Origin of the sequence: Hymenobacter psoromatis, assembly GCF_020012125.1 — a bacterium.
GTDB classification, from domain to species: domain Bacteria; phylum Bacteroidota; class Bacteroidia; order Cytophagales; family Hymenobacteraceae; genus Hymenobacter; species Hymenobacter psoromatis.
The window spans coordinates 1,240,082-1,253,959 of sequence record NZ_JAIFAG010000001.1 but is presented as its reverse complement, the minus strand read 5'-3'; the positions used below and the strand labels follow the sequence as shown (position 1 = coordinate 1,253,959).

Annotated in this window: 15 protein-coding genes; 11 read left to right on the top strand and 4 right to left on the bottom strand. The window is 60.1% G+C overall.

The features are described from left to right. Window positions 1-11 precede the first annotated feature (11 nt). Both LC531_RS05375 and LC531_RS05370 read right to left on the bottom strand, forming a co-directional pair. A complete protein-coding gene (locus LC531_RS05375) occupies window positions 12-506 on the bottom strand; it encodes a hypothetical protein (protein WP_223649285.1) in 495 nt (164 codons plus the stop codon). A 5-nt stretch (window positions 507-511) separates the two neighbouring features. Next, the gene (locus LC531_RS05370) at window positions 512-1,210 is read right to left on the bottom strand and encodes an NUDIX hydrolase (RefSeq protein WP_223649284.1); all 699 of its coding nucleotides are present in this window, start codon (window positions 1,208-1,210) and stop codon (window positions 512-514) included. A gap of 142 nt (window positions 1,211-1,352) precedes the next feature. On the opposite strand from LC531_RS05370, the gene LC531_RS05365 reads away from it, so the two are divergent. Continuing rightward, complete coding sequence (locus LC531_RS05365) at window positions 1,353-1,874, top strand: metallophosphoesterase family protein (protein WP_223649283.1); 522 nt, start codon at window positions 1,353-1,355, stop codon at window positions 1,872-1,874. 57 nt (window positions 1,875-1,931) lie between these two features. On the opposite strand, the gene LC531_RS05360 is transcribed toward LC531_RS05365, so the two are convergent. Further along, complete coding sequence (locus LC531_RS05360; protein WP_223654033.1) at window positions 1,932-2,621, bottom strand: hypothetical protein; 690 nt, start codon at window positions 2,619-2,621, stop codon at window positions 1,932-1,934. A 174-nt stretch (window positions 2,622-2,795) separates the two neighbouring features. On the opposite strand from LC531_RS05360, the gene LC531_RS05355 reads away from it, so the two are divergent. The 8 genes from LC531_RS05355 to LC531_RS05320 all read left to right on the top strand — a co-directional run bounded on the left by LC531_RS05355 (window position 2,796) and on the right by LC531_RS05320 (window position 11,361). Next, window positions 2,796-3,815: a threonine aldolase family protein gene (locus LC531_RS05355; RefSeq protein ID WP_223649282.1), complete on the top strand. Its 1,020-nt coding sequence runs from the start codon at window positions 2,796-2,798 to the stop codon at window positions 3,813-3,815. 72 nt (window positions 3,816-3,887) lie between these two features. Then, on the top strand, window positions 3,888-5,222 hold the full coding sequence (locus LC531_RS05350) for a cation:proton antiporter (RefSeq protein WP_223649281.1): 1,335 nt from the start codon (window positions 3,888-3,890) through the stop codon (window positions 5,220-5,222). 120 nt (window positions 5,223-5,342) lie between these two features. Then, window positions 5,343-6,014 carry a metallophosphoesterase gene (locus LC531_RS05345; protein WP_223649280.1) on the top strand — a complete coding sequence of 224 codons (672 nt, stop codon included), beginning with the start codon at window positions 5,343-5,345 and terminating at the stop codon, window positions 6,012-6,014. Window positions 6,015-6,054: 40 nt separating this feature from the next. Then, on the top strand, window positions 6,055-6,735 hold the full coding sequence (locus tag LC531_RS05340) for a DNA-3-methyladenine glycosylase family protein (protein WP_223649279.1): 681 nt from the start codon (window positions 6,055-6,057) through the stop codon (window positions 6,733-6,735). Window positions 6,736-6,795: 60 nt separating this feature from the next. Beyond that, a complete protein-coding gene (locus tag LC531_RS05335) occupies window positions 6,796-8,370 on the top strand; it encodes an acyl-CoA carboxylase subunit beta (protein WP_223649278.1) in 1,575 nt (524 codons plus the stop codon). Between the two features lie 133 nt (window positions 8,371-8,503). Next, window positions 8,504-9,574 (top strand): M42 family metallopeptidase, encoded by a 1,071-nt coding sequence (locus LC531_RS05330; protein ID WP_223649277.1) that lies wholly within the window; start codon window positions 8,504-8,506, stop codon window positions 9,572-9,574. 70 nt (window positions 9,575-9,644) lie between these two features. Continuing rightward, complete coding sequence (locus tag LC531_RS05325) at window positions 9,645-10,460, top strand: helical backbone metal receptor (protein WP_223649276.1); 816 nt, start codon at window positions 9,645-9,647, stop codon at window positions 10,458-10,460. Window positions 10,461-10,503: 43 nt separating this feature from the next. After that, window positions 10,504-11,361: a dienelactone hydrolase family protein gene (locus LC531_RS05320; RefSeq protein WP_223649275.1), complete on the top strand. Its 858-nt coding sequence runs from the start codon at window positions 10,504-10,506 to the stop codon at window positions 11,359-11,361. A gap of 81 nt (window positions 11,362-11,442) precedes the next feature. On the opposite strand, the gene LC531_RS05315 is transcribed toward LC531_RS05320, so the two are convergent. Beyond that, on the bottom strand, window positions 11,443-12,441 hold the full coding sequence (locus LC531_RS05315; protein WP_223649274.1) for an aldo/keto reductase: 999 nt from the start codon (window positions 12,439-12,441) through the stop codon (window positions 11,443-11,445). A gap of 189 nt (window positions 12,442-12,630) precedes the next feature. On the opposite strand from LC531_RS05315, the gene LC531_RS05310 reads away from it, so the two are divergent. Both LC531_RS05310 and LC531_RS05305 read left to right on the top strand, forming a co-directional pair. Continuing rightward, window positions 12,631-13,065, top strand: a complete 435-nt coding sequence (locus LC531_RS05310) for a hypothetical protein (RefSeq protein ID WP_223649273.1) — start codon at window positions 12,631-12,633, stop codon at window positions 13,063-13,065. 100 nt (window positions 13,066-13,165) lie between these two features. Then, window positions 13,166-13,855, top strand: a complete 690-nt coding sequence (locus LC531_RS05305) for an SCO family protein (RefSeq protein WP_223649272.1) — start codon at window positions 13,166-13,168, stop codon at window positions 13,853-13,855. Window positions 13,856-13,878 lie beyond the last annotated feature (23 nt).

Sequence of the window (13,878 nt, the reverse complement as noted above, 5' to 3'; positions counted from 1 at the left end):
AAAACAGCGTATTACTTGGCCTTAATGATGCGCAGGCCCAGTAGATGCGAGGGTTTATCGACTCGAAAGACTGGCATAATCAAGTAGTTAAGTGAATTAGCTCGCAGGGAAGCGCGGCCCATCAGGCTATCCTCGTGCCGACCGAGTATTACCAGGTCGCGTACTTGCCGGGTGCGAGCGTCATAGCTGGCAATGAGTGTGAGGCCCCCAGTACGAAAAGCCGCCAGCGAGTCGGGCCGGGCCGTTGGGCCGGAAGTAAGGGCTTGGTTGAGGGGGTCCGTAAAATCAACCGGTAGCGGTTGAGCTGCCCCCAGCCGCTTCCGTAACCCATCGATAGAGGCTCCCAGTAGGGCCGGCACATTGGCCGTAGGCGTGATGGTAGCCGCGGCGGGAGCGGTGGCCGTTTGCGCCGATTCGTGCGCCCCCGAGCAGCCCGCGGCCAGCCCACCCGCCAGCAGCAGCCAAGCTCGTTGCGGGCGTTGCCCCCGATGATGGCAGGGTAGCATAGCTGTTACTCGGAAGTAGCAGCCTTGGCAGGCTTACCCGCCATTTCGCTCAAGTAGTGGCGCACTACCAGTGTAATGGAGGCGTACGACTCTTCGAGGCGGGCCAGCGCATCCTGAGGCGACATCCAGCGTACTTCCTCGATGTATTCTTCGGTTTGGGGACGCATCACCGAGTCGTCGAGGCATTTCATGACGAACCAGCTGGTTTTTTTCAGCATTTTGTTGCCTTTGTAGGCGTAGGAGTGCCAAGTGCTGGGCAGCTTTTCGCCCAATTCTACCTTGATATTGCACTCCTCCTCGACCTCACGCATGGCTCCCATCGGCACGTCCTCGTCGCTTTTGAGTTTGCCTTTGGGTAAATCCCACTTGCCGAGGCGATAAATCATCAGCACCTGGCCACCTTTAACCACGAGGCCGCCGGCGGCCTTGGCAATCTTAAACTGGTCTTTGAGGTGCAAGATAAGGTTTTGCTTTTTGCGAGCCATCATGGTCAGTGTCTTGAGCTTTTTCAGCTTCTTCACTTCCATCAGGCGTAGCAGGCGGTCAAGAAAAGCCGGCGTCGCGTCGCGTACCAGCACGTCGCCCACCAAGTCTTTGCTGGTAAACTCATCGTCGGGACCGAGCACAAGGTCATATTTGTGCTTGTACACTTTGTCGCTAGACTTCTTAATAATCAGCGGCACGTCGTTGATGAAAACGTTCATCGGGAAATAATCAAGAGGAAGAAGGCTGCTGAGCGGCAGCTTGGGTACCGCTGGCAACGCCAGCAGGCGGGCGGCAGTGCAAGATACGGGCCGGCCGGTTTTTTGAGGCACAAGTGCCAAATGTTGCATCTTTGCGGACCTTATGACGCGCATTGCCCTTTTTTCGGATACTCACGGTTATTTTGATGACCGTATTGCGCATCACCTGCGCGACGCCGATGAAATATGGCACGCCGGTGACTTTGGCTCGTCGGAATTGATACTGGCGCTGGCCGGGCTGGCCCCGGTTTTCCGGGGCGTGTACGGCAACATCGACGGCGCTGATATTCGCTGCACCGAGCCACTGGTGCAAAACTTCGTGGTGGAGGGCCTGCGCGTGTTAATGACGCATGTGGGCGGCTACCCCGGCCACTATGCGCCGGCGGCGCGCCAGCTGCTGGCGCAGGTACGGCCAGGGTTATTCGTGTGCGGGCACTCGCACATTCTGCGCATTATTCCTGACCCCAAGTTGAACTTGCTGGTCCTGAACCCCGGCGCGGCCGGGCGGCACGGCTTTCATCAGGTGCGCACGATGCTGCGCTTCGGCATCGACCGGGGCAAGGTGGTAGATATGCAAGCTGTGGAGCTAGGAGCCCGCACTGCTGCGCTAGACGTAGGGACCTAAAAAAAGCGTCGGACGTAGGTCCAACGCTTTCTTTAAGTTCGCGCTCCACTTCGCAGCTTAGAGGGCAATTTCGGGTTTGGGGTGCTCGCCAGCCTGGCCTTCCTCGGTCACGGGCTTGGTCACCGCCTCGGCGGCATCAAAGCCAGTAGTACCGGTCTGGTTGGCTTGCGTAGCCTGGTTATTTTCGGGGCTCTGGCTTTCGAGCACGTGTTTGGCACCTTCTACCACGTTGTGGGCGGCTTCCTGCACGGCGCCGGTGGCCTTCTCCACCAAGCTGTTGTGGACCACGGCGTCGGTTACCTTTTCCACGAGGCTGTTGTGGGTTACTGCTTCTACGGCACCGCTGGCGGCGTGCTTTACCGCCTCGGCGGCGGTGGTAGCGGCGTGGGTTACTTTATCCAGCAGGCTTTCGGCCGGAGCCTCAGCTTTGGCAGCTTCAGGCTTGGGAGCCTCAGCTTTGGCTTCCGGCTTGGGAGCTTCGGCTTTCGTCTCCGGCTTGGGAGCCTCTTGCTTAGCGGCGGGCTTAGCTTCCGTTGGCTGAGCGGCGGGCTGCTCTTGGTGGGCCGGGGCTACGGGGCTCTTGGCGGCTGCATCGGGGGGGGTAGCCTGGCCGAATTTAGATTTTAGCTCGTCCAGGTCCACGTTTTTCAGCACGGGTGTACGCAGCAAGTTTTTGATTTTGCGCGTTTCATTGTTAGCACGGGCAATGTTCTTGCGGTGCTTGCGCTTCAGACGGGTAACGGACATGATTTCCGGGGAAATTAGATTTCGGGCAAATGAGGTGCAAAAATAAGGCTTTACTTTTGAAATCCCAAACCCTTTTACTAAGCTGTTAGCGATTAGCTGCTGGCTGTCAGCTTTTTTGGCTGGCTGGCTGCTCGCAAGCTATCAGCTACTATCTAACAACCAATAGTTTACGACATGATTGACCTCCGCTCCGATACCGTTACCCGCCCTACCCCCCCCATGCTGGCCGCTATGCAGGTCGCGCCCGTCGGCGACGATGTGTACGCGGAAGACCCGACCGTGCGCCAGCTCGAAGAGAGCTTGGCCGCCCGCTTTGGCCTGGAAGCCGGCTTATTTTGCCCCTCGGGCACAATGACAAACCAAATCGCCATTCAGGCACACTGCCCGGCGCTGTCGGAAGTCGTGTGCGAGGCCTCGGCCCACGTGTACTTGTGGGAAGTAGGGGGCATTATGCACCACACCCGCGCCTCGGTGGCGCTGCTACCCGGCGACCGGGGCCGCCTCACAGCTGCCCAAGTGGAAGCCGCCATTCGGCCGGCCCACAACGTCCACTACCCTACCACCCGGCTCGTGTGCCTCGAAAACACCCACAACCGCGGTGGCGGCAGCTGCTACGAATGGACTGACTTAGAAGCAATTGCTACGCTCACGAAAGCGCGCGGCCTGGCACTGCACCTCGATGGGGCGCGCATCTTTAACGCACTGGTGGCTACCGGGCAGCGCAGCCAGGACTACGGCCGGCTGTTCGATTCTATCTCTGTGTGTCTGAGCAAGGGACTGGGCGCGCCGGTGGGCTCGGTGCTGCTGGGCTCGGCCGATTTTATTCAGCAGTGCAAGCGCCTACGCAAGCTCATGGGTGGAGGCTGGCGGCAGGCGGGCTACCTGGCGGCAGCGGGCCTCTACGCCCTGGAAAATAACGTGGCGCGCCTGGCCGACGACCACCGCCGCGCCGCGCAACTGGCGGCGGCGCTGCGCCCGCTGCCCTACGTGGCCGAGATATTGGAGCCCGAAACCAACCTGCTCATTTTTCGCCTCGATGAAAGCCAGCTCACAGTGACCGACTTCCTGGCCCGGCTGGAGGCCCAGGGCATTCTGGCCAGCGGCTTCGGCGGTAGCTGGGTTCGCTTCGTGACGCACCTCGACGTGGACGACGCGATGGTGGCGCGCGTGATAGAAGTGGTTGGTGACTGCTAACCGTTTGTCATTGCGAGCGCTGCGCAGTAATGACAAACGGTTAGCAAGCACCAACCACTAATTCCCTCCCGCATGACGACACTTTTTAATGCTCTGGCGCTGCTACTGGTCGCGGCCGCCGCGTTTGCCTACCTCAACCACCGCTTCCTGAAGATGCCAATGGCCATCGGCCTGATGGTGCTGGCCCTGCTTTCGTCGCTGGTGCTGCTGGAGCTGGGCAAAACGGGCTTCAAACCGGTCATTGGCATTGCGAAACTGGTGGATGGCCTGGATTTCAGCACTTTGCTGATGCAGGTGATGCTGGGCTTTTTGCTGTTTGCGGGGGCCATCAACGTGGATGCGCGGCGGCTGGGTGAGTTGCGTTGGCCAGTAGGACTACTGGCCACGCTGGGCACTGCCCTGAGCACGGTGCTGGTGGGGGCGACACTCTACTGGCTGCTACCCCAGCTGCTGGGGCTGCACGTGGGGCTGCTGCCCTGCCTGCTGTTTGGAGCGCTCATCTCGCCCACCGACCCGGTGGCGGTGCTCAGCATTTTGACTAAGGCCAACGTGCCGGCCACGCTGGAGTTGAAAATCGTGGGGGAGTCACTGTTCAATGACGGGGTAGGAGTCGTGATTTTTATTACCCTGCTGCGGGTAGCCGAGATGGGTACCGCCAACACCACGGCCAGCCACACGCTCCTGGTTTTTGCGCAGGAAGCCGGCGGCGGCATTTTGCTGGGCACGGCGCTGGGCCTGGGCACGGCCGGCCTGCTGGCCACTATCAATAACTACCAGGTGGAGGTGCTGCTGACCCTGGCTCTGGTGACGGGCGGCACGGCCCTGGCCAACTACCTGCACACCTCGGGGCCGCTGGCGATGGTGATGGCTGGCCTGCTGGTGGGCTACTTCAGCCGCCGGGGGCACATGATGTCTGACCAGTCGCAGGATTACGTGGACAAATTCTGGGAGTTGATTGACGAGATTCTTAACGCCATGCTTTTCGTATTAATGGGGCTCGAAATGCTCATCCTACCCCTGCACTTGAGCACGATACTAGCCGGGCTGGCGGCCGTGGTGGTGGTGCTGGCGGTGCGGGTGGTGGCCGTGGCCCTGCCCCTGAAGCTGCTGCAAGTGGGACGGCGCTACCGCTCGGGCCGCCACACCATCAAGATGCTGACTTGGGGCGGCCTACGCGGCGGCCTGGCCGTAGCCCTGGCCCTGAGCCTGCCCAACACCATGCCCCGCGAGCTGCTGGTAGGCATGACCTACGTGGTGGTGGTATTCAGCATCGTGGGGCAGGGCCTGACCATTGGCCCGCTGGTGCGCTACCTGGGCCTGGCGGAACCGCCGGCGGAGGACGAGGGCGACGAGGCCAGCCGCGCGGACCTGCACACCGCGGAACTACCCGGCAAAATCCATCGCTAGCAGCGTTTTAGGCAGCTATGCGGTTAAGATAGTCAGCGAATAAGTTTTGCTCCTTACTCAAAACTTATTCGCTGACTATCTCCTAACAACTTAACCACTTAACTGCATAAGAGCCAGCACATGCCGTTTTTCGTCATCGCCGACGTGCACGGCTGCCTGCACACCTTGCGCGAGCTGCTCACGCATTGGCGCCCGGCCGAGGAAACACTGGTGCAGCTCGGCGACCTAGTGGACCGCGGCAACTACTCGCCTGAAACCGTGGAACTGTGCCGCCAGCTCAGCCAGGATTTTCCGGCGAAAACTGTGTTTTTGCAGGGCAACCACGACTGGGCAATGGCCGAGCACCTGGGGCCTAATGGCCCGTACCGGGCCTGGCTGGGCTGGGGGGGTAGGGGCACGCTGGCGCACTACCAGCGGCACCGCGTCTGGCTGCCCGCGCACGCCGTCTGGCTCAGCCAGCGACCCCTTTTTTGGGGCAATGCCCACCTCATATTCTCCCACGCCGGCTTTGCCGATACTCCCGACCCGCTCGACCCGGCCAACGACGACGGCGTGCTGTGGCGGCGTGGCCCGCTGCGTAATCTAGGGCGGCGGCAAGTGGTGGGCCATACCCCTACCCCTACCTACCGACCCGAGCACGTGGTGGCTTCCGATACCATTTACCTCGATACCGGCGCGGCCGACGGCCACTGCCTCACCGGCCTGCGCCTGAGCGAAACCGGCGAGGTGCTGGAGACTGTTGCTATTCCGACCGCGCCGGAGGATATCTATTCGTTCGGTAAAATTCATTAACCGCTGACCCTGCCCGCCAACGGTACAGCTTCACTACGCTATGCCCGCTCCTACCCCCCTTCCCGACGCCGAACCCCACTGGCACGCCGCTGGCCTGGCCCACCTGCGCCAGGCCGACCCCGTGCTGGCCCAGGCCATTGCCCGCGTGGCCGGCCCGGTGCGCCCCGCCGCCCACGAAGACCTATACCTGGCGCTGCTGCGCGCCATCGTGAGCCAGCAGATTTCGACCAAGGCGGCGGCGGCCATCTGGCGGCGGTTCACGGCGCTGTTTCGGCCCGATGGCTACCCCGAGCCGCGCGAAGTGCTGCGCCTGAGCGAAGACGAGCTACGCGCGGCCGGCCTTTCGCGCCAGAAGGCAGGCTACCTCCAGGCCATTGCCGACTATCAGGAGCGTGGCCTGCTCGACTATGAACACCTCAGCCAGCTCGACGAAGAAGCCTTTACCACCCACCTAACCGCCATCCGGGGGGTAGGGCGCTGGACGGCCCAGATGCTGCAAATGTTCGCCCTGGACCAGCCCGACGTGTTCAGCGAGGGCGACCTGGGCGTGCAAAACGCTATGCGCAAGCTCTATAACCTGGAGGAAACCGGCCGAGCCTTGCAGCAGAAAATGCTGCTGCTGGCCGAGCCCTGGCGGCCCTACCGCTCGCTGGCCTGCAAGTACCTCTGGAAGTCGCTCGACCCCGCCCCGGCTATCAATGCAGAAATGGGTTGGGACTAAAGTCGGCGCTACATTTGGGTTTACGTTAACGTTACCCCCAACCTCCCCGCCCTACCCCCGATGGCCGACCCCCACGTAGCCGCCCACCCCACCGTTTCTGCCACCGAATTGCTCGCCGCCAAAAACCAGGAAGCCCTGCTCGGCGGCGGCGCAGCCCGCATCGAAGCCCAACACAAAAAAGGCAAGCTTACGGCCCGTGAACGCCTTGACCTGCTGCTTGATGAGGGCTCGTTTGAGGAGATTGGCAAGTTTGTGATGCACCGCGCCAAGGACTTTGGCCTCGATAAAGAATACTACCTCGGTGATGGCGTAGTAACGGGCTACGGCACCGTGCATGGCCGCCTGGTGTACGTTTTTTCGCAGGATTTCACGGTCTTCGGCGGCTCGCTGAGCGAGACGCACGCCGAAAAAATCGTTAAAATAATGGACCTGGCCATGAAGAACGGCGCGCCGGTTATTGGCCTCAACGACTCGGGCGGGGCGCGCATTCAGGAAGGGGTAGTGAGCCTGGGTGGCTACGCCGACATCTTTTATAAGAATACGCTGGCCAGCGGCGTGGTGCCGCAGCTCTCGGCCATTATGGGGCCGTGCGCGGGCGGCGCGGTATACTCGCCGGCTATCACGGATTTTATTCTGATGGTCGAAAACACGAGCTACATGTTCGTGACCGGCCCCAACGTGGTGAAAACCGTGACCCACGAAAACGTGACCAGCGAGGAGCTGGGCGGGGCCAGTACCCACTCGACCAAGAGCGGCGTCACGCATTTCACCGGGTCGAATGAGGTAGTGGTCATCCAGCAGCTCAAGCAGCTGCTGAGCTACCTGCCCCAAAACTGCGAAGAAACCGCGCCCGCCGTGCCCTACCCCACCGGCCAGGACGAAAGCCGCCCGGCGCTCAACACGCTCATTCCGGATAACGCCAACCAGCCCTACGATATTCGCGAAGTTGTTGAGGGCCTGATTGATAGCGGCTCGTTCATGGAAGTGCACCAAAATTTTGCCGAGAACATCGTGGTGGGTTTTGCGCGGCTGGCGGGCCGTAGCATTGGCATCGTAGGCAACCAGCCGGCCGTGCTGGCCGGCGTGCTCGACATCAACGCCAGCACCAAAGCCGCCCGCTTCGTGCGCTTCTGCGACTCATTTAATATTCCGCTCTTGGTGCTGGAAGACGTGCCCGGCTTCCTGCCCGGCACCGACCAGGAATGGCGCGGCATCATCACCAACGGCGCGAAGCTGCTCTACGCCTTCTGCGAGGCCACCGTGCCCCGCGTCACCGTCATCACCCGCAAGGCTTACGGCGGGGCCTACGACGTGATGAACAGCAAGCACATCGGGGCCGATTTGAATTTTGCCTGGCCCACCGCTGAAATCGCCGTAATGGGCGCGAAAGGTGCAGCTGAAATCATCTTCAAGCGCGAAATAGCGGCGGCCGAAAACCCCAAAGCAAAATTGCAGGAAAAGGTGGATGAGTACCAGCAGAAATTTGCTACCCCCTACCGCGCCGCCCACCGCGGCTTCGTGGACGAAGTAATTATGCCTTCCCAAACCCGGCAGAAATTAATTCGGGCTTTTAAAATGCTGGAAAACAAAGTGGATACGCTGCCGCGTAAAAAGCACGGCAATATTCCGCTGTAATTTTAAAAAATGCCGTTGTCATGCTTATTTGGCGTCCGCTTGTCAAAGCATCTCGCGTGCAGCAGTAATTAAATCGTTCACCAGTGCGAGCGAGATGCTTCGGCAAGCTCAGCATGACAATCGTAAGCAGAAAATGCGTCCCGAATCGTTTGAGTTTCTCGAAAAATACCTCAATAATTCCTCTCCCACCGGCTTTGAAAAAGAAGGCCAGAAACTGTGGCTGGCGTACATCAAGCCCTACATTGACGAGTATTTTGTGGATACGTACGGCACCGTTGTGGGCGTTATTAATCCCGAGGCAAAATACAAGGTTGTTATTGAGGCGCACGCCGACGAAATTTCGTATTTTGTCAATTACATCACCAAGGAAGGCTACCTGTATTTGCGGCGCAACGGCGGCTCCGACGCGCTGGTAGCCCCGAGCAAGCGGGTCAATATTTTCGGTGAAAAAGGCATTGTGAAAGCCGTGTTTGGCTGGCCCGCCATTCACGTGCGCAAGGTGGAGCAGGACAAGGCCCCGACCATCGAAACCATCTTCCTGGACTGCGGCGCGTCTTCGGCCGATGAGGTGGAAGAAATGGGTGTGCACGTGGGTTCGGTGGTCACGTTTGAGGACGAGTTTACGGTGCTCAACGATAAATACTACGTAGGCCGCGCCCTTGACAACCGCGTGGGCGGCTTCATGGTAGCCGAAGTAGCCCGGATGCTAAAGGAGAATAATATAACCCTGCCTTTTGGCCTCTACATCGTTAATTCGGTGCAGGAGGAAATTGGCCTGCGTGGGGCCGAAATGGTGGCTCACCGCATTAATCCCGACGTAGCCATAATTACCGACGTGACGCACGACAGCCAGTCGCCGATGTATGAAAAGAAAACGGCCGGCGATATTTCGTGCGGTAAAGGCCCGGTAATTACCTACGGCCCGGCGGTTCAGAATAATTTGCGTGATTTAATTATCAATACGGCCAAGGAAACTGACATTCCGTTTCAGCGCGCCGCCGCTACCCGCGCCACCGGCACCGATACTGATGCTTTTGCCTATTCAGGCTCGGGCGTAGCTTCGGCGCTTATCTCCCTACCCCTCAAGTATATGCACACTACGGTGGAAACCGTTCACCGCGACGACGTGGACAACGTAACGCGGCTTATTTATGAGACATTGCTGCGCATTGAGGATGGACAGGATTTCCGGTATTTCAGCTAATTAAATTGCGTTACCAGTAGTAAGGCGGCGGCATGAAGTAATGCCGCCGCTTTTTCTACTTATCCTCTGTATGACATTCGATGCTCACCAACGCCAGCGCACGGTAATTGACCAGATGGGAAGAGAAGTAAGCTTTCCTTACCCACCGCTGCGCATTGTTTCGTTAGTACCCTCCCAAACCGAGCTACTGTTTGACCTGGGACTACAAAAACAGCTAGAAGGAGTCACTAAATTTTGTATTCATCCGCCTAATGCCCGCCATACGGCCAGCGTAATTGGAGGCACGAAAAATTTTGACTTCGCTAAAATTAAGGCTACCCGTCCCGATTTAATTATTGGTAACAAGGAGGAAAATTATCAGGAAGGCATCAATCAGCTCGCGCTTCAGTACCCGGTTTGGATGAGTAATGTAGCAGATTTGCCGGAGGCGCTTGATATGATTCGCCGCATTGGAGACATTACCAGTAAATCCAGAATTGCCGAGTCACTTGCCTCAGCCATCCAACAGTCGTTTGATAAGCTTTTGCTTCCTACTCCCCCACTGCAAGCGGCCTATTTCATCTGGCGTAAGCCCTATATGGTAGCGGCCAGCGGCACGTTTATCGACGATATGCTGCGCCGGGCAGGTTTTCGCAATGCTTTCGCACACGTAGGCCGCTACCCCGAAGTGACGTCTGAACAACTGGCTAAGGCAAGCCCAGCACACATTTTTTTGTCGTCTGAACCCTACCCTTTTGGGGAAAAACACGTGGCCGAATTTCAGGAAATTTGCCCGACAGCCAAGATTCAAGTTGTGAATGGTGAGCTTTTTAGTTGGTATGGTACCCGACTTTTGCTATCAGCTACTTATTTCCAAAAGCTCCAACACGCAAGGGGCTTGGAGTAAGCAAGCCCGCAATACCTTGCAGTCGTAACCCATCCCTACCCCTATGGACCAGCGCATAATTAACCTCTTCGACGAGTACACGCACCGGCCGCTATCGCGTAAGGAATTTCTGGACCGACTGGCGGCGCTAACGGGCGGCGCGGCGCTGGCGGCGGCGGCACTGGCCATGCTGGAACCGGGCTACGCGCGGGCCGCCACGATAGCGCCGCTAGGCGACGACCTGCTGGAAGAAACCGTAACCTGGCCCGGCGACGGGGCCACCGTGAGCGGCTACTTAGTGCGCCCCAAAGGCCGGAAAAAGCGCGGCGCAGTGGTTGTCATTCACGAAAACCGGGGCCTCACGCCGCATATTAAGGACGTGACGCAGCGCGTGGCACGGGCCGGCTACCTGGCGTTGGGCGTGGATGCGCTGTCGGTACTGGGCGGCACGCCCGCCGACGAGGACAAGGGCCGCGAGCTAATCGGGCAGCTTGACGGGCCGAAAAACCTGAATAACTACCTCGCCGCCCTCAACTACTTGCGCGCCCGGCCCGAGTGCAACGGCCGCACCGGCTGCGTGGGCTTCTGCTGGGGCGGTGGCCTGGCCAACCAGCTTGCGGTGCACGACCCGCTGCTGAACGCTGCCGTGGCCTACTACGGCCAGCAGCCCAAGGCCGAAGACGTGCCCCAAATAAAAGCCGCCCTTATGCTGCACTATGCTGGCCTCGACCAGCGCATTGATGCCGGCATCCCAGCCTATGAGACGGCGCTGAAAGCAGCGCACATTCCCTACGAATTATTTATCTACGAAGGAGTTAACCACGCTTTTAACAACGATACTTCTCCTGCTCGCTACAACGCCGAGGCTGCTAAGCTGGCCTGGGAGCGCACACTGCGGTTATTTAAGGAGAAACTGGGGTAGCCCGATGTGGCATTCGCTTTAGCATGTGCGGGCTACTACCTTCATTACGAAAGGCCCGCGCACACTGAAGCGGATGCTATTTTACCGCCCAACCATGCCCATCATGGCTTCCGGATAGCGAGTGCCGGCGGCGGCCCCGAGGGGTAGCAATTCGTCGAGGTGGCGTAGCTCGTCGGGGGTGAGCTGCACGGCGAGGGCGCCCACGTTTTCTTCCAGATATTTTACGCGCTTAGTGCCAGGGATGGGCACTAGGTCATTACCTTGGACCAGCACCCAAGCCAGAGCTAACTGACTGGCGGTTATGCCTTTAGCACGAGCTAGGTCGCGCAGGTGGTTGACGAGGTGCAGGTTTTTTTGGAAATTCTCACCTTGGAAGCGGGGCGAGTGGCGGCGGTAGTCGTCGAGCGCGAAATCATCAAATTGCTGGATTTCGCCGGTCAGGAAGCCGCGGCCTAGCGGCGAGTACGGCACCAGCCCAATGCCCAGCTCGCGCAGCAGGGGCAGGATTTCTACTTCTACGTCGCGGCTCCAGAGGCTGTATTCGGTTTGCAGGGCCGCGATGGGGTGCGTGGCCTGGGCCCGACGAATGGTATCGGGGCCGGCTTCGCTGAGGCCCAGGAAGCGCACTTTACCCTCTTCCACGAGGCGACTCATGGCCCCCACGGTTTCCTCGATGGGCACCTGCGGGTCTACGCGATGCTGGTAGTATAGGTCGAGGTGGTCAGTGCCGAGGCGTTTCAGGCTACCCTCGGCTGCCTGGCGCACGTACTCGGGCCGGCCGCTAACGCTGCGCTTAGCGGGGTTGCTTGGGTCGCGCACGATACCGAACTTGGTAGCCAGTAGTACTTTAGCGCGGCGGGTTTTATCTTCCTGCAAGAAGCGGCCCAGTAGCTCCTCATTGGTGTAGGGGCCGTACATATCAGCGGTATCCAGAAAATTCACACCCAGCTCCAGGGCGCGGGCCAGGGTGCGCAGGCTTTCAGCATCGTCGGGCTGGCCGTAGAAGTCAGACATACCCATGCAGCCGAGGCCGAGGGCAGAAACAGTAGGGCCGGAGCGGCCGAGTTGGCGGGTTTGCATGTGGGGGTAGGGATAGGGTAAGGGGGTTGAAGGTGCGCGGGTAAGCGGGTTGAGAGTAGGAGTTATTTGTTTTGCGTGGCAACCGTTCTACGTATTTTCTGACTTTTAGCCACCTCCCCGCCCTTCTACCCCTCACCCTTCCACCGTTCTACCCTTCCTACCCCCCGACAGCAGCCTTACCTTTGCGGCATGAAAAAACTGCTGCTATTGCCCGCCGGCGCGCTCCTGGGCCTGCTGAGCCTGGGCCTGCCGGGCTGCGGAACCCAGACCACCACCGCCACTACCGAAGCCACCGCGCCCACCGGCCAGGCCCGCGCCCTCGAAGACACCCTGATGGCCCAGCACGAGCGCGCAATGGGCCAGACGGAGCAGCTCTTCGCGCTCAAGGCCCAGTTAACGGCCGCCAAAACGCCGGCTACTGCCCCCGTGCTCAGCCAGATGCAAACCGCCGACCATGCCATGATGGAGTGGATGCACCAGTACCAGGCCCCCGACAGCACCGCTCCCGCGCCCCAGCGCCTCACTTACCTGCAAGACCAGGAAAAGCAGCTCAGCGGCATCGAGCAGCAGCTGCGCGTGGCCATTGACTCGGCCCAGGCGACGTTGCGCCGGGCCGGGCGGTAGGAGCACCCTACCCCCCTCGCCGCGAACGACCCGCGGCGTTTCGCGGTTTATCCTTTACTGACGGGCACCATCTGGCCCGCCGCATTTAGTTAGCTTGCTCATGATGCGTTTGAAATATTTGCCCCTGGCTGCCTTGCTGGCGCTGGCGGGCTGCGGGGCAGCCGGTGGCAGCGCCGATACCGATACTCCCGCTACCCTGCCCTACGTGGGCAACACGGAGCCGACCGACGGGGCTGGCCAGGGCGCAACGGCGGCCCCCACCAAGGTGCCGCCCTTCCGGCTGCACGACCAGGACGGCCACCTCGTCACGAACCAGAGCTTGGCGGGCAAGGTCTATCTCACCGACTTTTTCTTTGCCACCTGCCCCGGCATTTGCCCCAAAATGCAGAGCGAGATGCTGAAGGTGTACAAGCAGTTCGGCACCAACCCGAAGGTGGCATTCATCTCCGAAACCATTGACCCCGACCACGATAGCCTGGCCGTGCTGCGCGACTACGCCCGCCGGCTGGGGGTAGGCACGCCCGGCAGCAGCTGGCGCTTCGTGCGGGCCAGCCGCGACACGGCCTTTACCCTGGCGGCGGCCTACTTCACCGGCGCCATGCCCGATAAAGCGGCCCCCGGCGGCATTGCCCACAGCGGCACCTTCGCGCTGGTAGACGACCAGGGCCACGTGCGCGGCCTTTACGATAGCCTGAACCCGCAGGAAGTATCCCGCCTGCAAAAAGAGCTACCCGTGCTGCTGGCCGAAGCTAAGACCCGGCAGGGCCAGCCCGTAGCCGCTCAGCCTTAATCACTTAGCGGCCTACTATGCTG

What these genes read in the sequence shown, in the direction of transcription:
- LC531_RS05375 (WP_223649285.1), bottom strand. Translation starts at nt 506, where the DNA reads ATGCTACCCTGCCATCATCGGGGGCAACGCCCGCAACGAGCTTGGCTG.
- LC531_RS05370 (WP_223649284.1), bottom strand. Translation starts at nt 1,210, where the DNA reads ATGAACGTTTTCATCAACGACGTGCCGCTGATTATTAAGAAGTCTAGC.
- LC531_RS05365 (WP_223649283.1), top strand. Translation starts at nt 1,353, where the DNA reads ATGACGCGCATTGCCCTTTTTTCGGATACTCACGGTTATTTTGATGAC.
- LC531_RS05360 (WP_223654033.1), bottom strand. Translation starts at nt 2,621, where the DNA reads ATGTCCGTTACCCGTCTGAAGCGCAAGCACCGCAAGAACATTGCCCGT.
- LC531_RS05355 (WP_223649282.1), top strand. Translation starts at nt 2,796, where the DNA reads ATGATTGACCTCCGCTCCGATACCGTTACCCGCCCTACCCCCCCCATG.
- LC531_RS05350 (WP_223649281.1), top strand. Translation starts at nt 3,888, where the DNA reads ATGACGACACTTTTTAATGCTCTGGCGCTGCTACTGGTCGCGGCCGCC.
- LC531_RS05345 (WP_223649280.1), top strand. Translation starts at nt 5,343, where the DNA reads ATGCCGTTTTTCGTCATCGCCGACGTGCACGGCTGCCTGCACACCTTG.
- LC531_RS05340 (WP_223649279.1), top strand. Translation starts at nt 6,055, where the DNA reads ATGCCCGCTCCTACCCCCCTTCCCGACGCCGAACCCCACTGGCACGCC.
- LC531_RS05335 (WP_223649278.1), top strand. Translation starts at nt 6,796, where the DNA reads ATGGCCGACCCCCACGTAGCCGCCCACCCCACCGTTTCTGCCACCGAA.
- LC531_RS05330 (WP_223649277.1), top strand. Translation starts at nt 8,504, where the DNA reads ATGCGTCCCGAATCGTTTGAGTTTCTCGAAAAATACCTCAATAATTCC.
- LC531_RS05325 (WP_223649276.1), top strand. Translation starts at nt 9,645, where the DNA reads ATGACATTCGATGCTCACCAACGCCAGCGCACGGTAATTGACCAGATG.
- LC531_RS05320 (WP_223649275.1), top strand. Translation starts at nt 10,504, where the DNA reads ATGGACCAGCGCATAATTAACCTCTTCGACGAGTACACGCACCGGCCG.
- LC531_RS05315 (WP_223649274.1), bottom strand. Translation starts at nt 12,441, where the DNA reads ATGCAAACCCGCCAACTCGGCCGCTCCGGCCCTACTGTTTCTGCCCTC.
- LC531_RS05310 (WP_223649273.1), top strand. Translation starts at nt 12,631, where the DNA reads ATGAAAAAACTGCTGCTATTGCCCGCCGGCGCGCTCCTGGGCCTGCTG.
- LC531_RS05305 (WP_223649272.1), top strand. Translation starts at nt 13,166, where the DNA reads ATGATGCGTTTGAAATATTTGCCCCTGGCTGCCTTGCTGGCGCTGGCG.